At 53.3% G+C, this 26,808-nt stretch carries 24 protein-coding genes, 1 pseudogene and 1 riboswitch; of the genes and pseudogenes, 19 read left to right on the top strand and 6 right to left on the bottom strand.

From position 1 onward, the window contains the following. Nucleotides 1-74: 74 nt before the first annotated feature. Nucleotides 75-272 carry a hypothetical protein gene (locus SACSAC_RS25335; protein ID WP_037291238.1) on the bottom strand — a complete coding sequence of 66 codons (198 nt, stop codon included), beginning with the start codon at nt 270-272 and terminating at the stop codon, nt 75-77. 310 nt (nt 273-582) lie between these two features. Between SACSAC_RS25335 and cyoE the strand changes: the two genes are divergently transcribed. Beyond that, nucleotides 583-1,518 carry a heme o synthase gene (cyoE, locus tag SACSAC_RS25330; RefSeq protein WP_425414840.1) on the top strand — a complete coding sequence of 312 codons (936 nt, stop codon included), beginning with the start codon at nt 583-585 and terminating at the stop codon, nt 1,516-1,518. Between the two features lie 193 nt (nt 1,519-1,711). On the opposite strand, the pseudogene SACSAC_RS25325 reads toward cyoE, so the two are convergent. Then, a pseudogene (locus SACSAC_RS25325) lies at nt 1,712-2,041 on the bottom strand (toprim domain-containing protein); the annotation flags it as partial. 170 nt (nt 2,042-2,211) lie between these two features. On the opposite strand from SACSAC_RS25325, the gene SACSAC_RS25320 reads away from it, so the two are divergent. The 18 genes from SACSAC_RS25320 to SACSAC_RS25235 all read left to right on the top strand — a co-directional run bounded on the left by SACSAC_RS25320 (nt 2,212) and on the right by SACSAC_RS25235 (nt 24,345). After that, nucleotides 2,212-2,688, top strand: coding sequence for an ATPase (locus SACSAC_RS25320; protein ID WP_245608702.1), 477 nt, complete (start codon nt 2,212-2,214; stop codon nt 2,686-2,688). 73 nt (nt 2,689-2,761) lie between these two features. Beyond that, nucleotides 2,762-3,889 (top strand): transglutaminase domain-containing protein, encoded by a 1,128-nt coding sequence (locus SACSAC_RS25315; RefSeq protein WP_037291230.1) that lies wholly within the window; start codon nt 2,762-2,764, stop codon nt 3,887-3,889. 42 nt (nt 3,890-3,931) lie between these two features. Further along, entirely contained in the window at nt 3,932-6,013 is a 2,082-nt protein-coding gene (locus tag SACSAC_RS25310) for a peptidoglycan D,D-transpeptidase FtsI family protein (RefSeq protein ID WP_037291227.1), read from the top strand. A 149-nt stretch (nt 6,014-6,162) separates the two neighbouring features. Continuing rightward, the gene (locus SACSAC_RS25305) at nt 6,163-8,208 is read left to right on the top strand and encodes a peptidoglycan D,D-transpeptidase FtsI family protein (RefSeq protein WP_037291225.1); all 2,046 of its coding nucleotides are present in this window, start codon (nt 6,163-6,165) and stop codon (nt 8,206-8,208) included. A 209-nt stretch (nt 8,209-8,417) separates the two neighbouring features. After that, nucleotides 8,418-9,368, top strand: a complete 951-nt coding sequence (locus SACSAC_RS25300) for a metal ABC transporter solute-binding protein, Zn/Mn family (RefSeq protein WP_037291223.1) — start codon at nt 8,418-8,420, stop codon at nt 9,366-9,368. Nucleotides 9,369-9,401: 33 nt separating this feature from the next. Continuing rightward, a complete protein-coding gene (locus tag SACSAC_RS25295; RefSeq protein WP_037291221.1) occupies nt 9,402-10,175 on the top strand; it encodes a metal ABC transporter ATP-binding protein in 774 nt (257 codons plus the stop codon). 64 nt (nt 10,176-10,239) lie between these two features. Beyond that, complete coding sequence (locus tag SACSAC_RS25290) at nt 10,240-11,184, top strand: metal ABC transporter permease (protein ID WP_037291219.1); 945 nt, start codon at nt 10,240-10,242, stop codon at nt 11,182-11,184. Continuing rightward, the gene (locus tag SACSAC_RS25285) at nt 11,181-12,059 is read left to right on the top strand and encodes a metal ABC transporter permease (protein WP_037291215.1); all 879 of its coding nucleotides are present in this window, start codon (nt 11,181-11,183) and stop codon (nt 12,057-12,059) included. The genes SACSAC_RS25290 and SACSAC_RS25285 overlap by 4 nt, the downstream gene beginning before the upstream one ends. A 682-nt stretch (nt 12,060-12,741) precedes the next feature. Continuing rightward, nucleotides 12,742-13,716 (top strand): Gfo/Idh/MocA family protein, encoded by a 975-nt coding sequence (locus SACSAC_RS25280; protein WP_037293761.1) that lies wholly within the window; start codon nt 12,742-12,744, stop codon nt 13,714-13,716. A 165-nt stretch (nt 13,717-13,881) separates the two neighbouring features. Continuing rightward, on the top strand, nt 13,882-14,712 hold the full coding sequence (locus SACSAC_RS25275) for a Cof-type HAD-IIB family hydrolase (RefSeq protein WP_037291214.1): 831 nt from the start codon (nt 13,882-13,884) through the stop codon (nt 14,710-14,712). A gap of 49 nt (nt 14,713-14,761) precedes the next feature. Next, on the top strand, nt 14,762-15,241 hold the full coding sequence (locus SACSAC_RS25270) for a DUF456 domain-containing protein (protein WP_037293759.1): 480 nt from the start codon (nt 14,762-14,764) through the stop codon (nt 15,239-15,241). A gap of 45 nt (nt 15,242-15,286) precedes the next feature. Then, entirely contained in the window at nt 15,287-16,909 is a 1,623-nt protein-coding gene (locus SACSAC_RS25265; RefSeq protein WP_037291213.1) for a putative polysaccharide biosynthesis protein, read from the top strand. 364 nt (nt 16,910-17,273) lie between these two features. Continuing rightward, a complete protein-coding gene (locus SACSAC_RS25260) occupies nt 17,274-19,310 on the top strand; it encodes a methyl-accepting chemotaxis protein (RefSeq protein ID WP_037291211.1) in 2,037 nt (678 codons plus the stop codon). Between the two features lie 52 nt (nt 19,311-19,362). After that, entirely contained in the window at nt 19,363-19,713 is a 351-nt protein-coding gene (locus SACSAC_RS25255) for a thioredoxin family protein (protein WP_037291210.1), read from the top strand. A 355-nt stretch (nt 19,714-20,068) separates the two neighbouring features. Then, on the top strand, nt 20,069-20,974 hold the full coding sequence (locus tag SACSAC_RS25250; RefSeq protein ID WP_037293757.1) for a COX15/CtaA family protein: 906 nt from the start codon (nt 20,069-20,071) through the stop codon (nt 20,972-20,974). 340 nt (nt 20,975-21,314) lie between these two features. Continuing rightward, nucleotides 21,315-21,455, top strand: a riboswitch (SAM riboswitch). A 217-nt stretch (nt 21,456-21,672) separates the two neighbouring features. Further along, nucleotides 21,673-22,692, top strand: a complete 1,020-nt coding sequence (locus tag SACSAC_RS25245) for a methionine ABC transporter ATP-binding protein (RefSeq protein ID WP_037291208.1) — start codon at nt 21,673-21,675, stop codon at nt 22,690-22,692. Beyond that, complete coding sequence (locus SACSAC_RS25240) at nt 22,689-23,360, top strand: methionine ABC transporter permease (RefSeq protein ID WP_037291206.1); 672 nt, start codon at nt 22,689-22,691, stop codon at nt 23,358-23,360. The genes SACSAC_RS25245 and SACSAC_RS25240 overlap by 4 nt, the downstream gene beginning before the upstream one ends. A 121-nt stretch (nt 23,361-23,481) precedes the next feature. Next, complete coding sequence (locus SACSAC_RS25235; protein WP_037291205.1) at nt 23,482-24,345, top strand: MetQ/NlpA family ABC transporter substrate-binding protein; 864 nt, start codon at nt 23,482-23,484, stop codon at nt 24,343-24,345. A 99-nt stretch (nt 24,346-24,444) separates the two neighbouring features. Here the strand turns inward: SACSAC_RS25235 and SACSAC_RS25230 are convergent, their stop codons facing one another. From SACSAC_RS25230 to SACSAC_RS25215, 4 genes are all read right to left on the bottom strand, one after another. Then, nucleotides 24,445-25,140, bottom strand: a complete 696-nt coding sequence (locus tag SACSAC_RS25230) for an NADPH-dependent FMN reductase family protein (protein WP_037291203.1) — start codon at nt 25,138-25,140, stop codon at nt 24,445-24,447. Then, a complete protein-coding gene (locus tag SACSAC_RS25225) occupies nt 25,137-25,643 on the bottom strand; it encodes a flavoprotein (protein WP_037291202.1) in 507 nt (168 codons plus the stop codon). Before SACSAC_RS25225 ends, SACSAC_RS25230 begins: the two co-directional genes overlap by 4 nt. Next, a complete protein-coding gene (locus SACSAC_RS25220) occupies nt 25,624-26,259 on the bottom strand; it encodes a TetR/AcrR family transcriptional regulator (protein ID WP_245608701.1) in 636 nt (211 codons plus the stop codon). Before SACSAC_RS25220 ends, SACSAC_RS25225 begins: the two co-directional genes overlap by 20 nt. 110 nt (nt 26,260-26,369) lie before the next feature. Next, a complete protein-coding gene (locus SACSAC_RS25215) occupies nt 26,370-26,615 on the bottom strand; it encodes a NifU family protein (RefSeq protein WP_037291198.1) in 246 nt (81 codons plus the stop codon). Nucleotides 26,616-26,808: the final 193 nt, after the last annotated feature.

Here is a 26,808-nt window from a genome sequence, read left to right as displayed (position 1 = left end):
AGCAGCTTTGCCGATAGTAATGGCGAAGCTGCTTTTTCACATATGCCTGTTATAAGATTGGGATCGCTTTCAACTTAATGCACGGATTTCGGGGGGACGTTGCCTGCTTTGCGCTGGATGCGAACTTTGGTGGCAAAGCCCCATCCGATATTCAATGTCGCGACAACAAAGACTCCCAGTGCCAACCATGCACTCTCGTTAATCAAGATCGCGCTCAGCGTAACCAGGGCCATCGAAGATACCGCAAACCATAGGGCCAGACCTTTATTCATCGGATAACCTCCGTTTTTCTTTTCAGTATACCTCATTCGGTTAACAAAAATCCAAAATTTCTTCCTAAAGTTGTACCCGTTTCCCGAAAAAATTCCACATCTTTTTTTGTGGAAGCCCTGAAAAACTCATGAAATTGTCAAATTATCGAACTTGTTTATGGAATCGTTGGCAATCGGAAAGGCCTTTGATATGATAAATTTCATAGCGATACCTTTTCTCGGCTTATTTGAAGTCGATTCTAGTCATTATCGTCACTACCCTAATATGCCGCATGAATGGAAAAATGCGGATCGGAACGTAAAAGGAGGCATTAAGCGAGTGAGCAAACCATTGAATTATGCAGCCTCGGAAGCCTCTCCCGTATCGGAATCCGCAGAGACGCGGGTGACCTGGAGAGATTTTTTGACGCTTGCAAAGCCGGGCATTTTACGCTCGAACTTGTTCGTGACGCTGGCCGGCTTCTGGCTGGCTTCGCGGTGGAACATCGATTGGTTGAATCTGCTTTTCACACTGGCAGGAACAATGCTGATCGTCGGCGCATCGGGCGTATTCAACAACTATCTCGACCGTGAGATGGATACCAAAATGGAGCGTACGAAGAACCGTGCGCTGCCGACAGGGAAGATCGCCCCAAGCGTCGTTCTGACGTACGGAATCGTGCTGGGCGTGCTGGGCCTGACTATTCTGTTTGCATTCTGCGGAGTGCTGACCGGAATTTGCGGAGCCATCGGCATGTTCGCTTACGTCGTGCTCTACACGATGTGGTTGAAACGGACCTCCACGTGGAGCACGTCGCTCGGCGGAATCTCCGGCGCGATGCCGCCGGTTATCGGTTATGTGGCCGTCACGAATACGATCGACATGGGCGCCGTTCTGCTGTTCCTCTGGATGTTCTTGTGGCAGCCGCCGCATTTCTGGGCACTCGGCATTCGCCGCGTCGAAGAATATCGCGCTGCGGGCTTCCCGATTCTTCCGGTCGTCAAAGGCATTCGCCGCACGCAATGGCAAATGCTGCCTTACATCGTGCTGCTGCTGCCCGTGCCGATTCTGATGTACGCCTACGGATACGTGGGCATGATCTTCACCGTAGCTTCGATCGCGATCACGGTACTGTGGTTGTTCTTCGCGGTCAAAGGACTGGCGAAAGGCCAAGATCCGGATGCCTGGGGCAAAAAAGTCTTCATGTATTCGATCTATTATATGATGGTTACCTTCTTGTTGATGATTATCGATACGGCACATTGATTTGCGGTATCGGGCAAGCCGTCGTTCGTCTCCTTTTCGGGACGGGCGACGGCTTTATTGTTGTCGATGCGGCAGCGCCGGGCAATAAACGAAAGATGTCGACACCGATTCACTGTGATCGTTTCATACGTCCGTCCAAGGCGGCGCGTCGGCTCTCTTTTTCGGATTCGGACTGGGCACGCAGCATTTCTTCGGGATATAAAATAAACGCGTCCAAGTCCGTCTTTTCCAACTGCTGTACCACGTACTCGTCCGGCGTACCTTCGACGCCCGCGTAACCCCGTCTTGTGTAGAGATGATCCGCGTCCGGGAAAAGATCGGACAATAAGGCGCGAATTTTTCTGCCCGACGAGTCGTTGTCCAAAAAGAGATAGACCTCGTCGTTTTTGGCTTCTTTATATAGAGACTCCAGCCTTGCCGAATTCGGCGTGCCGAACGTGCAAAGAATTTGAACCTCATCGTCCAAAAGCCGACGTAGCTTGCTTCGATCATTTTTGCCTTCCACGATCACGGTAATCGACATGTGCGATTCGCCTCCTGAGATCCGTAACGGGATTTTTTTACTAAGTGTACTTGGGCGGGGCCTAGATTGCAAAAGAGGTCGCAACAATGCCTCGAAAGCTGACAGAGGGCCTTTTGTTCCTGTATAATTGAAAAGCACGCAGAATGCCGGAAACGAGGGGGGCAGCCTGCATGCAAATGAACGTGAAGAACGGAGGAGCTGCCTTGTTGAATACGGAAGTGTGGATCGAATTCGTCAGGCAAAACTGGCTGATTCTTCTGATTGCGCTGGTAGCCGTGCTGCTGGTGATAAACTTAGTCAAAACGATGATAAAATGGGCGATCGCGATCGTCATTGTCGTAGCGCTGATCGTGTACAGCGGCGTATCGCTTGATCAAATTCAGAATACGGTAACCAGTGTGAAAGACGAAGCGGTGGCAAAGCTTCAAGGCGAAGCACTGAAAATGTTGAAAGACGAAGCGGCTGAAGCAACGTTCAAGCGGGGAGAAAGCGGTTCTTTCGTCGTACAGACGACAAGTCTGAAGCTGGAAGGCAAACCGAATGCCACGAGCGTCGAAGTGACATACCGAGGCGTATCGCTTGGCGAATGGGAACGCGGGGAGCAAGTGAATGCGCTCATTCGCGCCGCGCAGGCCCGAAGCAAGTAAAAAGTATGAGCATATTGACTGAAAAGCAGGGCAGTTCGCTAATGGAAGCGTCCAATATTCGGGAGGTGGAAAAATGCCGAGCATGGACGTGATAAGTCTGGTGTTGCTGGCGGTATTGATTTTGTCCGTGCTTCGCGGCGCCTTTCTGGGAACGCGCCGGACAGCAGCTGGACTTGGTTCCATGTTCAGTCGTTTGCTGCTGCGCGTGCTGGGCATCCTGGCCGCTCTGCTGTTGGCGGGTTGGCTCTCTCCTTACGCGCAAAATTGGGCGGACCAAACATTGCTCGCCATGCCTTCCGGCGAACTTCCGCAATGGAAGTCGGCCGGATACGCGCTGCTTGGATTCGTGACCGACTTTGCCTTGCTGCGCATCGCGCTTTTGTTCCTGCTGATCTACCCGGTCTGTGTGTTGGTGTTGTCGCTGCTTGCGAGATGGCGGATGCCAATTGGGGAAGCTCCCAAGAAAAAAGGCAAACGACGCAAAAGCGGGGGCTTCGCGGATCGACTCGGCGGAGCCGGATTGGGTCTGATTGCCGGAGTCTGGAGAAGTGCGCTGCTGCTCGCGTTATTATTCGTCGTTTCCTCGATCTGGCCGGGCAGTCCGCTCAGCCGATACGCAGAAACGTCTCCGGCTTATCGCTATACCGCGCAAACGGTATTTCAACCGGCCGCTGGTGAATGGATCACCCAGAAGCTGCCCGTGCTCACGGCATCCGCAACGGCGGAGTTGGACGGTATTCTTCGGCAAAAGTATGATGCGATCGACCGGAATATTCCGGCGGACATCGCTCAGAAAGCCAAGAAGGCCGCAGGATCGGGCAGTGATAGGGAAAAGGCGGAGCGGCTGTACGATTGGGTCGGAAGCCGGATTCAATACGATTACGATAAAGTCGATAATTATGAAAATAAAGGTATTTGGAACGAACAAACGCCGCGCGACACCTACGATACGCGGTTGGGGGTCTGCATCGACTATGCACGTTTATACGCCGTCATGGCCCGATCGGTCGGACTGCAAGTCCGCGTGGTGACGGGGCTTGGCGCAGACGGGCAGGGAGGCTACGGGTCTCACGCATGGAACGAAGTATACGACGCCGGAGAAAAGCGCTGGATCGAACTCGATCCGACCTGGGCGTCCGGAGGAGACTGGTTTGACCGCGAGGATTTTTCCGATACCCATATCAAGCAGAGCGTGTTGTGAACATGCTCTTATCAGCTTTAGGAACATCAAGAGGAGGCGCCCATGAAAGTCCAGGATAAAGAAAAAGAAAATGAAATGCGCCGTCAGCGAAGCTTCGGAATCCGGCTTAATTTATTTTTCTTCAGCGTATTTGCTATTTTCTCCGTCATCATTGTACGAACTGCCATGCTTCAGTTTGTCGAAGGACCGGAATTGAAAGAAGAAGCGGTCAGCCGCGTGACGCGGGATATTCCGATGCAGCCGATTCGAGGGAATATTATATCCCAGGAAGGCATTCCGATCGCGTATTCCAAGCCGACGCAGACGTTGTACGCGACGCCGCTTAAAAATTACGCGAATAATAACGAGAAGGGCCTGGAAAACCGTCCGGAGCTCAAAAAAGCGGTCAATCAGATTTTGGCCAAATTCCAGGAACTCAATCCTTCCGGCGAGCAGCCCACGCTTGAAGAAATGTTGAGCCGGGATCGCCTGGACTTGGAGAACATCAAGCACTACGGCTATACGCCGCGCAAGATCAAAACCGATTTGAACGAAGCGGAAATCGCTTATTTCAAAGAGCACAAAAACGAATTCAAAGGCGTTTTGACGCTTGACGTCGTCGAAGAAACGACTCGGGAATATGATCAAGATTCGGTGGCCGTCCAAACGGTCGGTTATTTGTCCAAGTTCAAAAGCGTGCGCGAAAACAAAAATTTCAGTTTCTATCAGGATATTTATAAAAATCAGGCATCCGCCAATCCTTCGCTTCAATACCAGGAAGACGAAATCGTCGGTTATTACGGACTCGAACAGCAATACCAGGAGTATCTGCGCGGAAAAAACGGATACAAACGGATCGAGATTACGCCGCAAAGCATGGCCAAAGAAGGCGGAACCGAAGAAATCGTTGCTCCGAAAAAAGGCAACGACGTCTGGATGAATATCAATAAATCCGTGCAGACCGCCACGGAAAAAGCGATCGCCGACCAAATTCAAGTGTTGCAACGCGAACATCCTTACGTTTCTACAGGCTTTGCCGTAGCGATGGAAGTCGACACGGGTAACGTAGTCGCGATGGCGAGCATGCCGGACTTCGATGCCAATGTATATAAAACGGGCAGTGTATCGGCTCAAGACTTCCAGCAGATTCAAAACTTGTACATCAACGGAACGATTCGAGCTAAAGCGCCTGACGATCAGCGCAATAAGGCAGAATCCGTCGTTTATATGGGATCGACAATCAAACCGTTGTCTGTATTGATCGGCTTGCAGGAAGGATTGTTTTCGCCTTCTGACGGGTATACGGACGTCGGTAATACAAAGCTCGGGGACTTTGACAAAAAAGGTATATCCAATGCCGGAAGGCACTATCTTGGCTGGATCGGACCTCGGGAAGCGATTGAAAAATCGTCCAATACGTTCATGATCGATATGGTAGGCAAAAGACTTTTAAACAAATACGGAGGCGCGGCAGCTATAGACGTCTGGGACAAGCATATGAAAGAATTTGGTCTGGGCGTTGAAACGAAAGTCGATTTGCCTGGAGAGCAATCGGGTTTGACCGATTATACAAATAAAGACGAAAGTGCATTAACGCGGATGGCTTATGCCTCTTTCGGTCAACAAGGGAAATACACAACGATGCAGCTCGCCCAATTTACGGTTATGCTGGCTAATCGCGGCGAAAGATTGGAACCGCACCTGGTCAACAAGATCACGGATTCGAAAGGAGAAGTCGTCAAGAAATTTGAGCGCAATGTCCTCGACAAAGTTGATTTTAAGTCGGAATATTGGGATTTGATTCAAAAGGGCATGAATACGGAGTTGAAAGGAACCTTTGATGACTTCCCTTACGATTTTGCTCGTAAAACGGGTACCTCCACTCAGCAAATTCGTAACCAACAAATCGATAACGGCGTATTCATCGCCTATGCTCCGCGCCAGAATCCTAAACTTGCCGTAGCGGTCGTCGTGCCGGAAGGCGGGTTCGGATCGCAAAGCGCGGCGCCGATCGCGCGCAAGATTTTCGACGCGTACGATTACGAATTCGGTCTGGACGGCGTGCCGAAAAAGACGCAGCAGCAGTTGAACGAAGACGGAACGCCGATCGAAGGAACGGACGGCGCAGCCGTGCAAAATCCTTAGTTCAATTCCGTGACGAAAACCACGGTCAAAACGTTCAAGTGTTAGTAGTCATTACCCGTCTATGCAAGGGAAACAAATTCGGTACCGACGGAAAGACGCTCTGTCGAAAGAGCGTCTTTTTCCGTTAACGGTTCATCAAGGAGGCCAAGATGAAGATTTTATCCAAAGAAGAACGGGACGATCATCGCAAGCGCAAAAGTTTCGGCGTGCGGATGAGCCTGTTCTTTTTCGTAGTGTTTGTCGTCTTTGCGGTCATCATTATAAGAACTGCGGCTTTGCAGTTCGTGGAAGCGCCGAAGATTCAGGCAGAAGCCGAAGAACGTGCCAGCCAGGATATTCCGATGAAGCCTGTACGGGGGACGATTTTTTCGGCGGACAATGTGAAGCTTGCGTATTCCGAGCCTACTCAAACTTTGTATGTCACGTTTGAACAGAACTTCATTGAGGGCGAAGGCAAAAAAAACCGCCCGCAGCTTGATGCCGTGTTGGCAGAAGTATTGGAAGTTTTCAAGGAAAAAGGCGATCCGACCATCGAAAATCCGACCATGGAGGATTTCATCGGAAAGGAACTGCTGGATTTGAACAACGTGCACAGTTACGGTTATTCGGCAAGACCGGCCAAAACGGGACTAAGCGATGGAGAAGTCGCTTACTTTAAAGAAAATAAAAATAAGTATGAAGGTATTCTTTCTTTTGAAGTCGTAGAAGAAACGCTTCGCCGTTACGATTCGGATACCGTAGCTGTTCAAACGGTCGGCTATGTGAAGAAATTCGAATCGGTCAGCAATCCGGACAGCGGCATGGAGATGTATAAAAAGATCGCGGCCGGGCTCAAGGATCAAATCGATAAAGGCTTGATCTACAGCCGTACGGAAAATGTCGGTTATTTCGGATTGGAACAACAATACCAGGATCAGCTTCGCGGGAAAAACGGTTACCGCAAGATCGGCGTAACCGCGCAAAATACAGCCACCGGCGTGGAAGAAGTGGTTCCTCCCGTCAAAGGCAACGATATCTGGAGCACAATCAACAAAACGATTCAGCTCAAAACCGAAGATGCCATGACCAAGCAATTGGCGAAGCTTCCCAAAGCAATCTCGGCTTCGGCCGTAGCGATGGAGATCGATACCGGAAATGTCGTAACGATGGCGAGCATGCCTGACTTCGATGCGAATGTGTACCGTACAGGATCGATCAGCAATTCGAATTACGACGCGGTCGAATATCTGTACCTGAATGGAGCGATCCGTTCCAAACCCGTAAGCGATACGGGCAAGAACGCGGAGTCTGTCGTATATTTGGGTTCGACGATCAAGCCGCTTAGCGTACTTGTCGGTTTGGAGGAAGGATTGTTCTCGACAGGCACGACTTACAACGATACGGGCATTGCCAAATACGGCCGCAACGACTCCGACTCGATTCGCAACTCGGGCAGCCATGCTTACGGCATACTCGATCCGCGCAGAGCGATTGAAAAGTCTTCTAACACATTCATGGTAGAAATGATCGGCGAACGTTTGTTTAACCGCGACGGAGCCGAGTCTTTGAACATCTGGGACAAGCACATGAAAGAGTTCGGACTCGGCGTGAAAACAGGCGTTGACCTGCCCGGTGAATGGGAAGGCGGAATCGACTATTTGAGCGACAAGGACGGCAGTTCCCTTTCTCGAATGGTATATGCTTCTTTTGGTCAAAAAGGGAAATACACGGCGATTCAACTTGCGCAGTATACCGCGATGTTGGCGAACCGCGGCGAACGTATCCAGCCTCATTTGGTAAGCAAAATCACCGACAGCAAAGGCGAGACTGTCGAAGAGTTCGGCCGTACTGTTCTGAATAAGGTGGACTTCCCCGATGCGTACTGGGATGTCATCCAACAAGGCATGAAAACGGACGTAAGCGGCTCTTTCGGCGATTTCGCTTACAAAGACGATTTTGCCCGTAAAACAGGTACATCCACGCAGGATTTAAACGGCAAAAAAGTCGATAACGGCGTATTCATCGCTTACGCTCCGCGCGAAAATCCGAAACTTGCCGTTGCGGTCATGGTGCCGGAAGGCGGATTCGGTTCCGAGAGCGCAGCACCGATCGCACGCGCGATCTTTGACGCTTACGATGAGGAATACGGACTTGACGGCATTCCGAAAAAAGACATTCAAGACGAAAATGCCGAAGGTGACACGGCAGCGGAATAACTGAAAAGTGAAGCCTGCTTTCTGCGGAAAGCAGGCTTTTTTATATTCCGGTCATTTAAAAAAGAGAAAACTTGCGTTTTGCCTTTTTTTATTTTAAAATTTGCCCTAAGGAAACATTGTTAGCAAAGACAAATAAAAAGTCATAAATAAAACAATTTAGCGTATGGAAAAGTTTACACAGAAAAATCAATGTTCGGACGGAGGAGAGCATGAACGAGAACAGAAAGAAAATTAGTGGATTCTGGACAATGTTGGCTCTGCTTCTGGGAATTATGTTGCTGGCCGGCTGTTCCGGCAACGGAAACGCTCAAGGCATAAGCGAAGACGGTAAGCTGTTGGTTACGGCCACGACGGGAATGATCGGCGATGCAGCGAGAGAAATCGGCGGTGAACATGTTCAGGTGACGACGTTGATGGGACCCGGCGTAGACCCGCACTTGTTCAAAGCGTCGCAAGGCGATATCCGCAAGCTGGACCGGGCGGCAGTCGTCTTTTATGGGGGGCTGCATCTGGAAGGGAATATGGAACGGGTTCTCGTCAAAATGGCCGCGCAGAAGACCGTCGTTGCGGTTACGGACGATATGCCGAGAGATCGTCTGATCGGCTCGGCAGACACAGGCGAGTTCGATCCGCACGTCTGGTTCGACGTCGATCTGTGGACCGTTGCGGCGGAGACGGTTCGGGATACCCTGATCGAGAAAGACCCGGCCAACGCCGAGGCTTATCGGGAGCAGGGAGAACGTTACTTAAGCGAACTGAAAGAACTGGACACTTATGTACGCGAACGCATGCTGGAGATTCCGGCGGAAGGTCGGGTACTCGTGACGGCTCACGATGCGTTCGGCTACTTCGGTCGGGCCTATGAAGTCGAAGTCGTCGGATTGCAGGGCATCAGCACGGCAGCCGAGTTCGGTGCCCGAGACGTCAGCGCGCTGCGCGATTATCTGGTCGAACGCAATATCAAAGCGGTCTTCGTCGAATCCAGTCTGCCCGCACGTTCGATGCAGGCGATCGTCGCCGGAGCGGCGCAGCAAGGACACGACGTGACCATCGGCGGAGAACTGTTCTCCGACGCGATGGGCGAGCCGGGAACGACGGAAGGCACGTACATTGGAATGATTCGACATAACGCCGATACGATTGCAGAAGCATTAAAATAACACTTGAGCGGATCGAGACGAGGAGGAAAGAAGATGAAAAAGGAATCTACGGCGGTTGCTCCCCTTACGGTGTCGGGAATTACCGTCGCTTATCAACGAAAAGCGGTGGTCGAAGACGTGAGCTTCGCGCTTCCGGAGGGCAACTTGGTTGCGCTTATCGGACCCAACGGAGCAGGCAAATCCACGCTCCTCAAAGCCATACTGGGTCTGGTGCCTTCAATCTCCGGTTCAGTGTCGATCTACGGGGATACGTATAAAAAAATGCGCAGCCGCGTGGGTTACGTCCCGCAGCGCGAATCGGTCGATTGGGATTTTCCGACGGATGCGCTCGATGTGGTCATGATGGGGCGCTATGGTCATCTGGGCTGGATCAAGCGTCCCGGGCGCAAAGAAAAAGACTTGGCGATGAGCACGCTCGATAAAGTCGGAATGGCGGATTTCGCCAGACGGCAGATCAGCCAGTTGTCCGGCGGCCAGCAGCAGCGGGTATTTCTGGCTCGCGCGCTGGTGCAGGAAGCGGATCTGTATTTCATGGACGAGCCGTTCGCTGGCGTCGATGCCGCGACGGAGAAGGCGATCATTGCGCTGCTCGGTGAACTGAAGCGGGCAGGCAAGACGGTACTTGTCGTTCACCATGATCTGTCTACCGTCGAGGAATATTTTGACCATGTGCTGTTGTTGAATAAAAAACTGATTGCAGCAGGCCCGGTTGAGACGACGTTCACGCCGGAGCTACTGCATGAAACCTACGGCGGCAAATTGGCGATCGTCAGCTCTAACGGCCGGGAAGCGTTGGTCAAACAATGACGGCGCAGCAAAAGAAAGCGATATCCGAAACAGGTAAACTTCGACGAGTGAGGAGGAGACAACGATGCTCGATTGGCTGATTTCGCTGTGGAGCGATCCGAACACGCGCTGGATTTTGATGGGCTGTACGCTGCTGGGATTGGGCAGCGGAGTCATTGGCAGCTTTACTTTTTTGCGCCGGGAAAGTTTGCTCGGCGATACGTTGGCGCACGCGGCGCTGCCGGGCGTCTGCATCGCCTTTATGCTGCATGAAGTAAAATCGGCGTCGCTTTTCCTCATCGGCGCGCTGGTCGCGGGCATCGCCGCCGTCTTCTGCGTCAGCGCGATCACGCGCTGGACGAAGATCAAATCCGACGCCGCGATGGGCATCGTGCTGACGTTCTTTTTCGGCGTCGGCACGGTCATGCTGACCCATATCCAACATAGCGGCAGCGGCAGCCAAAGCGGTCTGGACAAGTATCTGTTCGGTCAAGCCGCCGCGATGGTGACAAGCGACGTTTATATCCTGATGGGCGTGTCCGTGTTGCTGGTGATAGCCGCCATGCTGTTGTTCAAAGAGTTCAAGCTGATCAGCTTCGATCCGGGCTTCGCGCGCGGCATCGGCCTGCCGGTCGGAGTACTGGAGCATGCGATGCTGATTCTGACCACGGTCGCCGTTGCGGCGGGTATTCAGGCGGTCGGCGTCGTGCTCGTGGCGGCACTGCTGATCACGCCTGCGGCCGCGGCACGCTATTGGACGGATCGCCTTCCGGTCATGCTGGCGTATGCCGGAGTATTCGGTGCGCTTAGCGGCGCTTCCGGCGCCGCCATTAGCACGCTCGGCGAGGGGATTCCGACCGGACCTGTAACCGTATTGGCCGCTACGCTATTTTTCGTGCTGTCCTTACTGCTCGCTCCGAGGCGAGGACTTTTGTCCAAAAGCCTGCGACATCGTAATCTCAAAGCCGATTATGCCCGCTCTGCCGAGCGAAGCGCACTGAACGCTGCCGAAGGAGGCTCGCAAAAATGATGGACTTTTGGATTATACTGACCGCCGTACTGGTTGCGAGCGCCTGCTCGATCCTCGGCTGTTTCCTGATTCTGCGCCGCATGGCACTGGTCGGCGACGCGATCAGCCATGCCGTGCTGCCGGGAATCGCGATCGCTTTCCTGATGAGCGGCACGCGAGATTCCATGTGGATGCTGCTCGGCGCAACGGCGTTCGGTCTGTTGACCGTGTTCTTGATCCAAACGCTGCAAACGTCCGGCCTGCAATCCGACGCTTCGATCGGTATCGTGTTCACCGCATTGTTCGCGGTCGGCGTGCTGCTGATCAGCCTGAACGCCCAGCATATCGACCTTGATCTGGACTGCGTGCTGTTCGGCGAAATTGCTTATGTACCTTGGGATACCTGGACGTTCGGCGGCACCGATATGGGCCCGAGGGCAGTCTGGATGCTGGGCATTACGCTAACGGTCATTTTGATGCTGCTCGGACTCTTTTATAAACAATTCAAAATCTGCGCGTTCGATCCGGCCATGGCCGTCGCCTGCGGAATTCCGGTCCTGCTGTTCCATTACCTGCTGATGGGCATGGTATCGATGACCGCCGTCTCTTCGTTCGAAAGCGTAGGCGCGATCCTCGTCGTCGGCATGCTGATCATCCCGGCCGCAACCGCCTACCTGCTGACCAACCGCCTTGGCGTCATGATCGGACTCAGCGTAGCCGTAGGCATCGTTTCCGCCGTAGCCGGATATCTGATCTCCTACGCCCTCGATGCGTCCATCGCAGGCTGCATCGTTTCCGTAGCCGGCATCCTGTTCATCCTGGCTCTGATCCTGGCCCCGAAAAACGGCTTGATCGCCCGCTTCGCGCGCAGACGCAGCACCGCTCAAGTCGTGTAAGCGAAAAGGTTCGATTGTATATGAATCGAAGTTGCTCTCGAAAGTTACTTCGGCGGGTGGAAGCGAGAAGACTGCGAGAGAAATTCGTTCAATTCGCTGTTTCACTTGGAAAACTGGATTTAAATTTAAGTGGTTGTTTTCCAAGTTCAAAGGCGTCTTTCACTGAATTTCTCTCTCCGTCTTCTCGCTTCCAGCTACGTTAGACTTTCTCGACACTTTGGCGCTTTTTCTTTTGAAAGAGCGCTTTTGCGTATCCAAAATGCATTGGGAAAATTTCAATTCGGTACTTTGTTTGTGAGCCTCGATTTTTGAATACTCTTTATTCATTACTACACCCCTAACTATTCTTGTACCGGAAGCCCAGGCGGAGGGAGAAATTCAGTGAAATACAGGATTTCGAAGAAAACCTGCGGTAACATTCAGCGCTATGTTGACGCCTTTGAACTCGGAAAGATTCCACTAAAATTTTAATCGACTTTTCCGAGTGAGACAGCGTCCTGTGAAGCATTTCGAAGAAATGCACTTCGGAAGCCTATGCTGGTAATTTCTCCCTCCGCCTCCAAGCTTCCCCCAAAGAATAGAGTTCCTGACCTTCAACGAGTGGATTTTTAAGGAAACCTCATGGTAATCTAGTAAGGAGAAGCGCCGGATCGGACGGCGGACAGAAGAGGGGATGAAAGACATGACGCTGAGAATCGGAATCGTCGGCACGGGTTGGTTTGCGGGGAAACATGCGGATCTGCTTGCGGCGACGGAAGACGTGGAAATTGCAGGCATCGTCGGCAGCAGCAAAAACAAGGGAGACGTATTCGGTATCCGCTACGACGCGCCCGGATATGAAAGCGTATCCGACATGGCGGACGCGCAGGTGCTGGATGCGGTTTATATTTGCGTGCCTCCCATGGCGCACGGGGAGATCGAACGCGAATTGATCGGTCGGGGCATTCCTTTCCTCGTTGAAAAGCCTCTGGGCACGGATGCCGAGCTGCCGCAGGACATTCTCGGCTTCATGCGCTTGAAATCACCGGATCTGATCACGTCCGTCGGCTACCATTTCCGTTATCAGGATAATGTGGAGCGTCTGCGCGAAGCGCTGCATCCGGGTCGGGTCGGCATCGCGACGGGCATGTGGATGGGCGATATGCCGCAGGCCGAATGGTGGCGCAGACAAGAGAAGTCCGGCGGCCAGTTTATCGAGCAGACGACGCATATCGTGGATCTGCTGCGCCATCTGGCGGGAGAAGTCGAAGAAGTCCATGCCGTATACGCGAGCCGTTTCCCGGAAGAAGAATGGGAGCAGACCAACGTGCACGACATCGGAACCGTCACGTTGAAGCTGAAAACGGGCGCCGTCGCGAATATTTCCAACACCTGCGTGCTGCCTCCGGGCGTCGGCAAAGCCGGGCTGTCCTTTTACACGCGCGAAGGGTTATGGGAGTGGACGTCCGGCCATTTGAAGGTGACGAAGGTAAATGAAGAAAGCGTGTTCGCGGAAGAAAGCGATCCTTACGAGAAGCAGACCAAAGCTTTCCTGCACGCGCTTCGCACCGGCGATACGTCCGGTATTCTGTCGGATTACGCGGACGCCTGCAAAACGCAGGAAGTGACGTTCGCGGCTCTGCAATCCGCGCTATCCGGCCGCAGCATCAAGCTGTAACAAAAATGCCGTCCCGCAATCGTTCCGAGCCTTCTTTCGGTAAGCCCGAGAGAGGGCTTTTTTGTATGCCGATCATGACCTGGGCAAGCTGCCTCGCATACATTGGAGCAGACGGGGTAATATGATAGAATGGCGAGAGTGAACACGTTTGGAAAGGGGTAAAAAATGACACGTTACGATTACAAGCTGCTTGCGCTCGATATGGACGGGACGCTGCTGAATGACGACCATCAGGTATCGGAGGAAACGGCCAAATGGATTCGTCGCGCGATCAAGGAAGGCTTCCACGTTTGCTTGTCGACCGGCCGGGCGGCGATGCACGCGCTGCCGTACGCGGTCGAACTCGGGCTTGAGACGCCTATGGTGACGGTCAACGGAAGCGAAGTATGGAAAGCGCCGCATGAATTGCATTTTCGCGCACTGATGGATGTGGAATTGATCCGCAAGATGCACGCGCTGGCGGAAGAGTACGGCGTCTGGTTCTGGGCCTACACGACGGAGCGGTTGTACAATCGGGATCACTGGCCGGAAAATCTGGAAGAGCAGGAGTGGCTGAAGTTCGGTTATAACACGAAAGACCATGACGTGCTGCACCATATTCTGCTGCGGCTTCAAGATATGGGCGGCCTTCAGATTACCAATTCGTCGATGGACAATCTGGAAATCAACCCGGGCGGCATCTCCAAAGCCAGCGGGATTCAGCAGGTGTGCGATTTGCTGGGCATTACGATGGAACAGGTTATTGCGGTCGGCGACAGTCTGAACGACATTGCCGCAATTGAAGCGGCAGGGCTCGGCGTCGCGATGGGCAATGCCCAGGAAGCGGTCAAGGAGCTTGCGGACATTACGGTAGCCGGCAACAACGAAGACGGCATCGTGCAGGTGATTCGGGAATACATGTTGGACGGAATTGAGTTCGATGACGCCGAGGAGCAAGTAACGGGAGCAAAAGCGGCCGCATCGTCCGCGCGTCCGGAGGATAATCCTTCGGCGTAAACGCCCTAGTAAACCGAACATAAAATAGGAGGGCCTGCGAATGGTCGCATTGGACATTTTGGGTTGGGTGCTGGTCGTCGCGCTGTTCATCGTAGGTATGGCGGGATTGATTTTTCCGATCTTGCCGGGCGCGGTCGCGATTTATTTCGCCTTTTTCGTGTATGGCTGGTTCTTCTCGTTCAGCGAGCTTACCGTCTGGTTCTGGATCATTCAGACCGTCATCTTCGTCGCGTTGATCGTGGCGGATTACGTGGTAAGCGCCTGGGGGACCAAAAAGTTCGGCGGCTCGAAGCTGTCGATTCAACTCAGTACCGTAGGCCTGATTATCGGACCTTTCGCGATTCCGGCGTTCGGTTTGATCCTCGGTCCGTTCATCGGCGCGGTGATCGGGGAGCTGATTCACGGATCGGACTTCAAGCAAGCCTTGAAAGCAGGCTGGGGCGCGTTGGTCGGTCTGCTCAGCAGCACGCTCGTGAAAGGCATTTTACAGATCATCATGATTGTCGTCTTCATTATATGGATCGTATAGGAAAGCCGTTCGCGGCTTTTTACGGGGGAAAGAAGGGAATAGGTTTTGTCGAAAAAGGAATCGTTTGTTAAAGGGACGCTTATCCTGGCGGCAGCGGCGCTTGTTGCCAGGGTGCTGGGTCTCGTTCAGCGCGTTCCGCTGGAGCATATGCTCGGCAGCGTCGGTAACGCGTCGTTCACCGCTGCCAACACCGTTTATTTAATGTTGTTGACCGTGGCCACGGCGGGTATTCCGAGCACGCTGAGCAAAATGATCTCGGAACGGTACGCGCTGGATCGGCCGGAGGAAGCGGGACGCATCTACTATGCGGCGCTGCTGTTCTCCGGGATGATGGGCGTCGCGATCACGCTTGCCTTGTACATCTTTGCGCCTTGGTATACCCGGATGATTCAACTGCCGGAAGCCGCTCCCGCGATTCGGGCGCTTGCGCCGGCGTTGATTCTGTTCCCGACCATCGCCATGATGCGCGGCTACTTCCAAGGTCGCAATATGATGGCGGTCGGCGGCGTGTCGCAGATCGTCGAACAGATCGCGCGCGTATTTACGGCGATCCTGCTGGCTTACATTTTGCTGCAAATGGGCAAGCCCGGGGAGACGATCGCGGCCGGCGCTTCGTTCGGCGGCGTGCTGGGCAGTCTCGGCGCGTTCGCGATCATGCTGATGGCTTCGGTCAAACTGTCCAAAAACGAGCATAAAAAAGGTCGCACGCTCATTAATCGGCATGATCAAACGATTCCGCTCACCCGGATCTACGCCGATATTTTCAAATTATCGATTCCGATCGTGTTGTCTGCGATGGCTGTCCCGGCAATCAACTTTATCGATACGACCATCGTCAAGCCGCTGTTGGTCGGACAGATCGGCGACGCGTTATCGACGATGCAGCTCGGTATCCTCGGCAGCCGCGCGCAGAGCGTAGCCGGTATTCCGCCGATTCTCGCGATCGCGCTGAGCACGTCGCTTATTCCGATCATTTCCGCAGCTTTCGCCCGCAAGGACGAAACGCATTTGCAGCAGCAAGTCACGCTGGCGCTGCGAATCGCGACGCTGACCGGGATGCCGATGGTATTGGCGCTGGGCTTCGCAGCCTATTCCGTCAACGGCCTGTTGTTCAGTACGCTGGACGGCGCAGGCATCATTGCCGTGCTGACGCTCGGCACCATTTTCCAAATTACGATGATGGTCAGCAACTCGATGCTGCTCGGCATGAATTTGGCCCGCCGCTCGATGGTCCACGTCGGCATCGGGATCATTGTCAAACTGGCCGGCAGCTTGGCGCTGGCGCCGTTGCTCGGGCAGTACGGCATCTACGGAATCGTCGGCATGACCGGCGTCTGTTTCCTGGTCATTACGATGCTGAACTTGCGCACGCTGCGAGGCATCGTTTCGTTCTCGGTACTCGGCAAGCGTTGGCCTGCGTTTATCGTGACCTGCATTATGATCTCGGCGGCAAGTTTCGGTCTGAGCGAAATGGGCAGCTGGATGACGGCGTTCATGCATCCGCGCGTAGCGTTCTTTATTGCTTGTGCTGCCGTCGGCGTGATCGTCCCTGCCATTTATCTGCTGCTGCTGGTTATCCTCCGGGTTATCCGCCGCGACGAGTTGGGTACGTATCCGCGTCCGCTGCAAAAGGTTCTTCGTCCGTTGATGCGTCTGCAACGTGCTTGATTTTCCGATAAGAAGAAACAAAGAGCCTTTCCTTGACGGGAAGGCTCTTTTGTTGCGCTTACAATCGAAACAGGCCGATGCGCTTATTCATTTTTGCATAAAGGTTTCCGATATAGGGAGTCGGGGGACAGGTACGAACGGCCTAAGGAATAGAAAAGTCAGCTTCGTGCATGTCTGGAGGAAAACGTTTTAACTAAGGGCTTGTCAACTCTTAATCAGAGGACTGCGCTCCCACTGAGACTTCGTACACGCTTTAGGTTCGAAATCTCAGGAGAGCGTAACCTTACTTTTAGCGTTGGCAAGTTACTAACTTGCGGTCAACGGACAACGGGGGTCCCGAAGCACCGAAGAATGGAGAGAAATTATGTTCACATTGAAAACGAAAGTGCTTCTGGTCGTCGTGGCGGTCTGCATCCTGATCTCCGCGCCGCTTGCATCGGTGGCCTTGTTTCATCTCAACAAAGAAGCGACGGAGGGCGTGCATGCGGAGCTGAGAGGCACGGTTCGCGAAGCGGCTTCCGAAGTCGACGGATGGATCGCTACGCAGTCCAAAGTCGTGGAGACGCTGGGCAAAGTCCTACAGGATACCGTAACGCCGCTGCAAAATATTACGTTGGAACATATTCAAGCCTACCAGCTTCCGAGTAACCAAGCGGATATCGCCACGATTTATTTCGGGCTTGAGGACGGCACTTATATGGACGGGGCCGGATTTATTCCCGACGCTTCATTCGATGCGCGCAAACGCCCGTGGTACGAAGCGGCCAAAGCCGCTAATGCGCTGACCGTAAGCGATGCTTACGTCACCCAAGCCGGCGTGCAGTCGATCTATATCGCCGTGCCGCTGCAAAATTCCGCAGGCGCTTTCCAAGGCGCCATTTCCGAAAACATTGCTTTGACTTCGATCAAAAACAAGGTTGACGCCTTAAAAACGGAAGATTCCTTCACCTTCCTGATGGATGGGAGCGGAGCCGTATTGGCCCATCCCGATGAAACGCTGCTCAATACACCGTTGGTTGACCAAGATGATTACAAGTCCGTTTTTGCGACAATGACAGGCAGTGACAGCGGACTGACCGAATATACGTACAAAGGCGACACCCAACTTCTTTATTTCGAAAAGCTGCCGGACACGGGCTGGATCGTCGCCACATCCGTCTCCAAAGCCGCAGCTTTCGCCGAATATAACAAGCTGCAAAACTTCTTCCTGATCTTCACCGTAGGCCTGCTTTTGATTCTGGCCGTATTGGCTTATCTGCTGGCTTACCGGACGATCAAGCCGCTGATCGGCATGAAAGACAGCGCTTCGAAGCTGGCTTCCGGCGACGTGACGGTGCGCGTGCCGGTCAAAGGAAACGACGAAATTGCCCAACTTGGCAATTCGTTCAACGAAATGTCTTCTTCCCTGAACGGCCTGATCATGCAGGTCGATCAGTCGGCCCGCGAAGTTCAGGCGTCCTCGCAGGCGATGTCCCGCGATGCGTCCGGCAGTAACGATATCGCGCGTCAGGTGTCGCTCGTGATCGGCGAAATCGCCCGGGGAGCGGCCGATCAGGCGGAATCCATTCAGGCGGGGGCAGAACGCGTATCGGACATCAATAATACGATTCAGCAAATCTACGCGCAGACGGATCAGGCGCGCTCGGCCGCGGACGAGGCAAGCGAAGCCATGAGCAGCGGCGAGAAAGCCTTTGCCCGCCAGACCGAATTGTCCGAATCGGGACGGGAATCGACGGATCGCGTGGAAGCGGCTAACCGCTTGCTGCTGGGCAAAATCGAAGAAATTTCGATTATTACCGAAAGCATCCAGACCATCTCGGCGCAGACCAACCTGTTGGCGCTGAATGCTTCGATCGAAGCCGCGCGGGCAGGCGATCACGGCAAAGGATTCGCGGTCGTCGCGTCGGAAGTTCGGCGCTTGGCCGAACAGGCTTCGGCTTCGGCGGTCGAGATCAAAGATCTGTTGGGCGAGTTGAATCAGGCCGGACGTCAAAGTACGGAAGAGTTGGATTTGTTCCGCAATAACAGCGATTCACAGTCCGAGTCCATGCGCGAAACATCCGATTCCTTCGATCGCATTCGAGGTTCGGTGGATGTCATTGTGCGCGGCATCGCTTCGATCGGCGACTCCATGCAGACGCTCCAATCCGGGGCGAATCAAGTATCGGACGTGATGTCGGGACTTGCGGCGGTAGCCGAGCAAAGCGCGGCCTCGACTGAAGAAGCAGCGGCTTCGACGACTGAACAATCCGAGACGATCAGCGGGATTTCCGTCGCTTCCGAAGAGTTGATGCGTCATGCGGACCGCTTGCTGCTGGAAATCAGCCGTTTCCATACCGAAAAAAATGCCGAAAAGGCTCTGCCTGCGGAATCGGATGATTCTGCGGCCGGATTGATGTAAAATAGAGTATCGGTAACGATATCCGAACTTGAAACCGAAGGAGAGATCGAATATGGAACAAATTCGCACGAAAGCCGATTTTGATCGGGAAATCGCAGGCCCGGGCCTGACTGTAGCCGTATTCCGCGCCGATTGGTGCGGCGACTGCCACTTCATCGATCCTTTCATGCCGGAGGTCGAAGAACAGCGCAAAGACCAAGTGAAGTTGATTCAGATCGACGTGGAGGAAGTGGAAGAAGTCAGCCGCGAGCTGAACATTCTCGGCATTCCGAGCTTCGTCGCTTTTTCCGAAGGGAAAGAACTGGTTCGCTTCGTGAATAAGGCGCGCAAATCGCGCGCCGAGATCGAGAATTTTCTGGATCGCGCAGCCGAGGTGCATAGTCAACTCGCCGCTCGTCAATAAGCGCCGACAGAACGGTTCTTGCAAGGTCTTGCCGACTTCCCGATCCGGGGGTTGCGTTCGAGACCATCGTCAACCTTCGTCGGCTTGAGGCAAGTCGGTAGCCCGTTCTATAGCCAGGAATCCCGCTTCGGCCGTGTGCCGCAGCGGGATTTTTGCATGGAACAGTGAATAAAATCATATAAAAGGCGCATATTCGCCGATAAATATGTTTTTGATTTGAACATTTTTTGTCACAAACGAGATTCTTAACCCCGACGCATTTCCGGTATAATGAGAGGAAAAGGCATTTCGAAGTCCGCCGCGCGAGCGTCGGCAAGGATGCCGTCCACTACTTTTGAAATCGGCGGTGAGACTTTTGCAATATAAAGTGTTGAAATGGCTGAGCTACGCGTCTTGCATGATCATGCTGCTCGTCTCGTTCAACGGCGTAGTCGTAACGAGAACAGGCTCGGGCTTGGAGTGCGGACGCGAATTCCCGCTCTGTCACGGCAAATTCGTTCCGGGCACGACCATCGGTTCGTTGATCGAGTACACGCACCGCTTGACGGCGGGAATCGCGGGATTGCTGGCGTTGATTACGCTGATCGCGTTCCTGGTCTGGGCGCGCAAACGCCGCGACTTCCAAATCTACGCGGCTATCATGGCTTTCTTCGTTATCGTGCAAGCGATCATGGGCGCGCTGGCGGTCGTATTCTCCCAATCGCCTCCGATCATGGCGCTGCACTTCGGCTTCGCGTTGATCGCGTTCGCGAGCGCATTGGTGCTGGCATTGTCCGTCCGAAGGGCCGGCAGCCTCGAACGGTATCAAGCGCCTCCGGCCGAGCATCGGGTAAGCAAACGTACGCGCAACCTGACGATTTTCTCGGCCGCGTTCACGTATGCCGTTGTCTACACGGGAGCGTTGGTCAGTCATACGGAGCTCGCGAAAATGTCGGTGGTCCTTCATATCGCTTCGGCCGTGCTGCTGCTGTTCGTTTTGATGGTCGGGCATATGGCGATCCGCAATTACGGCCATATCCGCGATATCCGCAAGCTGGGCATCATCGTCGTCGTGTTGATGATCGCGCTGCCGCTTAGCGGCGTGCTCAACCTGGTCGCGCTCGGCAGCGAGTATTACATGTTCGCTCCGATGCTGCATACGCTGATTACGGATTTCCTGTTCGCGTTCTTGTGCTTCCTGAGCATTCGCACATGGGAACTCAGCCGGATTCCGGCAGGCGAAGAAGCATCCGCATCCGTGAAAAAGACAGCGCAAGCGTAAGGTTTGAAAAGAGGTTCGAGCGTCTATTCAGGGTGGATGAGCAGAGGCTCGAGGGCTTCGTTTGATCTCTCCATTCGAACGTCCATCAGAATCGACAGAAGTTGAGGGGCCTTGCGAAAGGCTCCTTTTCTGCTTCATGCGGAGGCATTGCGACCTTGTCCTCAATAGGCAGACAAGCATCCGTTAACGGCGATCAGAGAAAAGCAGAAAAAAGGTTGTGAAAATTTTCAGGCTAAACCTTTACAAACCGTGTCAAACTGAATATACTGAGTGAAGGATTTAGGTTTAACTCTTTCCAATTTTCGTAATACCAAGCTTTCCAATTAGATATCTCAGATTTTTCTTATCGAGAGAGGCGGAGGGACAGGCCCGATGAAGCCCGGCAACCGATCCTGTACACGAACGTCGCAAGCAGACGTCGCGTCAGGGTGTCATGGTGCTAATTCCTACAGAATCAACAGACGGTTCTGGCAGATGAGAAGGTGACTTTACGCATACGATGCGAGCCCTTTTTGTCAAACCAAAAAGGGCTCTTTTTGATTTCAATTGAAGATGAACGGAAAGACCGGACGAACCGGGGCGGGGAAAAGAGCTTTCGACGCGTACGCGATTAACCGATGGCTTTAAAGCATCAACGCGGGGCATGGAAGAGGTGTGTCGAAAAAACGCTTCGGTGGCCGAGTAGGAGGAACAACGCAGTGATTACCATCAAAAACCTGGTTAAAACATACGGAACGGGCGCCAAAGCGATGACCGCGCTGAAAGGCATCGATCTGGAGATTGCCAAAGGCGAAATCTTCGGCATCATCGGTCATTCCGGCGCAGGCAAAAGTACGCTGATCCGATGCATCAATATGCTGGAGCGGCCGACGAGCGGCGAGATTCTGATCGGCAAGACCGACATGACGCGGCTCGGAAAAAACCAGCTTCAGCAGCAGCGTCGCCGCATCGGGATGATTTTTCAACACTTCAATCTGCTGTCTTCGGCCACGGTATACGAAAATATCGCTTTTCCGCTGCGGCTCGTTCGAACGCCGAAAGCGGAAGTCGATCGCAAGGTTAAGGAAATGCTGGAGCTGGTCGGTCTGACCGAACATGCGAAAAAGCATCCTGCGCAGTTATCCGGCGGACAGAAGCAGCGCGTAGGCATCGCCCGCGCGCTCGCTACCGACCCCGAAGTGCTGCTCTGCGACGAAGCGACATCGGCGCTGGACCCGCAAACGACGGATTCCATCCTGCGGTTGCTGCTCGACATTAACCGCAAGCTGGGGCTGACCATTGTGCTGATCACGCACGAAATGCACGTTATCCAGAGTATCTGCGACAAAGTGGCAGTCATTCAGGGCGGCGTGATCGTGGAAGAAGGACCCGTCATCGACGTGTTCCTGAAGCCGAAGCAGCCGGTCACGCGCGACTTCATCAATCGGGAGTCGGAGAACGCGGAAGCGCTCGACGAGGCAATCCGTGCGACGAACGCCGCATCGTCGCGTACGGTCAAAGTAACGTTCATCGGAGAGCTGACCTATCAGTCGATTCTGTCGCAGACGGTTAAGGAGACGGGCGTAGACTTCGCGATTCTGCAAGGCACGATTTCGCGAATCAAGGAGACGCCTTACGGCCAATTGGTTGTCCGGTTCGAAGGTGATTCGGCCGATATTCACCGGACGCTGGAACGATTGACTGAGCAGCGGCTTGAAGTGGAGGAACTCGGAGCATGAACAGGGAACTTGATTTTTCACAGGTAAATTGGGCGGAGTTTGGTAAAGCAACCAATGCGACGCTGCAAATGCTGGGCTACTCCAGCTTGTTCACATTAATTCTGGGTCTTCCCATTGGAATTATATTGTTCCTGACCGCACGTTCATCGTCGGTAGGAGCGCGCAGCGTTTACGCGGTCTTGGCTTTCGTCGTCAACCTGCTGCGTTCCGTACCGTTTATCATCCTGATTATCGCGCTGCTGCCGTTCACCAAGTTCATCGTGGACACGCAAATCGGGGTGCGCGGGATGATCCCGCCGCTCGTAATCGGCGCCGCGCCGTTCTTCGCCCGTCTGGTGGAAACCTCGCTGCGCGAGGTGGATCGGGGCGTGATCGAAGCCGCTCAAGCGATGGGGGCTTCGACGAGGCAGATCGTATTCCGGGTCATTTTGCCTGAATCCTTGCCGGGTCTGATCGCGGGCTTTACGATTACCATCATTACGCTGATTTCCTACACGGCCATGTCCGGTCTGGTCGGCGGCGGCGGTCTCGGCCAACTGGCGGTCAGCTACGGCTATAATCGTTACGAGACGGCGGTCATGCTGGTGGCGTTGGTCATTATCGTCATTATGGTCCAGATCATTCAGATGGTCGGCGATCGACTGGTCAAGCATTTTACCCGTAAGTAGTCTTGAAAAAGCATCATCACCGTTTATCGGTATCCGGCCGTGCGGATCGCCACAGGCAACCGAGCGGCTCCACATACAATATAGGCTGATCCAGCCATACACAAACAAAGGGGCGAACAACATGAAAAAATGGACTTTCGCAGTACTCACAATGGCACTCGTACTTCTGCTTGCCGCATGCGGCAACAGCAGCTCGACGTCGAACACGGCTACGACCGGATCGACAGATACAGGCACGACGGAAACAACGGAAACGGCAGCCGAGCCGGTAACGCTCAAAATCGGCGCTACTATCAACCCGCACGCGCAAATCCTTGAGCACGTGAAGCCTGCACTGGAAGCCGAAGGCGTAAACTTGGACATTATCGAATTCACGGACTACATCCTGCCGAACACGCAGCTGAACGAAAAAGAACTGGACGCGAACTTCTTCCAACACCAACCGTACCTGGATGACCAAAACTCCAAACAAGGCACGGACCTGGTAGGGGTAGCGAAAGTACACGTTGAACCGTTCGGCGCTTATTCCAAAAAGATCACTTCGATCGACGAATTGCAAGACGGTGCAACAGTCGCGATTCCGAATGACCCGACTAACGGCGGCCGCGCGCTGCTGTTGCTTGAAAAACAAGGTCTGATCAAGCTCAAAGCAGACGCTGGAATCACGGCAACCGTAGGCGATATCGAAGAAAATTCGAAAAACCTGGAATTCATCGAGATCGAAGCTGCGGCTCTTCCTCGCCAACTGGACGAAGTTGACTTGGCACTGATCAATACGAACTATGCACTCGAAGCCGGACTGGTGCCGACTGAAGACGCTCTGTTCATCGAAGACGCGGATTCCCCGTATGCGAACCTGCTCGTTACTCGTCAAGACAACAAAGATTCCGACGCGATCAAAAAACTGGTTGCGGCTCTGACTTCCGACGACACGAAAAAGTTCATCGAAGACGAATACAAAGGTTCGATCGTTCCCGCCTTCTAAGAACCCGCGAATATGATCGACAGCTTGCATAACGAAGCCCTGTATCCCGCTTGCGGGAACAGGGCTTTTTGCTTGTCCGAAAAAGTATACGTAAGAGGGCTACACGTCTTGCCGCTTGCCTCCGGATTGCGGCAAACGGATCGGCGGCATGCCTGGACGTCTTCTCAGGTCTTTGGGTTTCAAACTGTTCTTTTTCGCTGTGGCATTCCAAAAAAGCTGGGTCGAAGACAATTTCCAAAGACCGCGAGGAAAATTCGGTTGAGTGAAAAAGGGTTCCGTGCTTTCACCGCTGCGGATCGAGCCGACCAGATGTTCCAGCGCGAGCCCCAAATTTTTCAAAGGACCGGAGCCTACTGGAACATGGCCGACCGAACCGAACATCTCTCCGGCGCCGTGTCCGAAAGCCGTACCGAACATGAACCCGCAGCGCTCGCACCAGTTCCGGATCAGTTCAACAGCCAGCTTGCATTGATCTCCCTCGAAAAAACCGTTATTGATCATCGCATATACACGGACGGTTTGCGGTCTTTGATTGCTGCTCTGCGTGCTGCGTTCCATTTCGGTCAGCATTCGCAACAGATGCGAGGGGATCGCGTCGAAATAAAGCGGAAAAGCGAGAACGAGCATATCCATCGCTAACAGTTCGAGATATTGCTCGTTTTTTAAAGCTTTGGGTCCGATCCGATAAGTCGAAATCGCGGCTTCTTGCGGCAGCAGCGGGCGGAGCTTTTCCAGCAAAAATCCGGAATTGGTGGCGCCTCCTTTGGGACTGCCGTTTATCAATGCGATGTTCAAGACAATACCTCCTTCAACTGCCGGATATTATCGTAAAAAGACACTTCGAATCCTTTGGCGCCCAGGTTCAACGAGTTGGCTTGCACGAGCTCTTGCGCTGTTTGACGTTCATTTGCGGTCAGATCTTCTCCGTAAAAATAAACGTTAAATTTGACCGTCTGTTCATATCGAAGCTGATGGTGCATTTGGCCTTTCAGCATCCTGAAATAAGGCAGCACGTAAGGCAGCATCCGGTTCAGGACATTGCAAACGAAAGGACTATAGCCTCCGTAGGTGCAGCGGCTGATCAGCACCATCTCGTCGCAGGCTGCCAGACGTGCACCCAGGTGACGGTATTCGTCTTTCAACACGCAGGTTCCCGGAGTGCGCGTCCAGCAGCCGAAGCAGCCTGTGCAGTGGCGAATGACGGCATTATCGATTCCGATCACATCCTGACCCGAACCGAATGCCGTCAGCCAGGGCAATTCCCCGGCGTTTTCCAAGTCATGCACGATCATTTTCATGCGTATTTCCTCCCGATTGAAGAATGGTTTGCCAGACTTCTTGCCAATCGCCGGAGTACCGAATCCCGCTGCTGCTCAACAATGAAGCGACGCCGTGGACCAAGGACCAGAAGGCGAGCAGCATTTTGTCATCCATCGATTCCGGCAGTCCCTGACTTCGAAATAAACGTATTCCGGTCTTGCGAAATACGGCGAACGGAGGATAAGGAGGCTCACCTTCAGTGTCGCCGTCGATCCGAATCGTAATGCCCGACTGGAAAAACAGAAACGGGAAATAGGCAGGGTGGTGTTGGAAAAAGGCAATGTAGGCGGTGCCTAGACGGTTCATGGCTTCTTGCGGAACGTAATCGCCTTCGATCGAGCGTTCCAACGAATCCGTAAAACGAGTCGTGACGTGGTCGGCCATTGCCGCAAGCAGTTCCTGGACGTCCTTGAAGTGGCTGTAAGGCGCGGCATGGCTGACTCCGCAGCGCGCCGCCACTTTGCGTAACGAAAATCCGCCGATGCCTTCCGCGTTAATCAATTCGATGCCGTTCTCGATTAACGTATTGCGTAGATCGCCATGGTGGTAGTTGGTTTCCTTCAGAATAAATGCTCCTTTCTTTGATCTTGACACCGTAAAGATAACACCGTAACTTTACACTGTCAACATTCGAAAATGGGAATAAGAGGATATATGAAAAAACGGCGCCCGCCGAAGCGGGACACCGTTTGACTTAAAAAATCTTAGAAGACTTGAATAACTTCGTTAACGCCTTCGACTTCTTCGAACAGCGCGCGCTCGATACCGGCTTTCAGCGTAATTGTGGAACTTGGGCAGCTGCCGCAAGCGCCAACCAGCTTCAGCTTCACGATTCCGTCTTCAACGTCTACCAATTCAACGTCTCCGCCGTCGCGTTGCAGGAAAGGACGCAGCTTGTCCAGCACGTCGGATACTTCATCATACATGTCGAGTTGTGTATTTTCACTCATTATAGTCAGCTCCTCTCAAATGTTTGAAGCGTACAGTCAGAACGGCTTAACCACTTCGGAGATCATTTTTGCAAAACGATGAAAGCATAAATCAAATTTTGCAAAAGTCTCCCTTGTATTATAATATAAATGGATCTAAATTTAAAGAACCATTACACGTTTACCGTCATGCGGCTGAGAATAAATAAGAATA

This window comes from Saccharibacillus sacchari DSM 19268 (assembly GCF_000585395.1).
Lineage (GTDB): Bacteria > Bacillota > Bacilli > Paenibacillales > Paenibacillaceae > Saccharibacillus > Saccharibacillus sacchari.
This window is presented reverse-complemented; position numbering and strand designations above follow the sequence as displayed.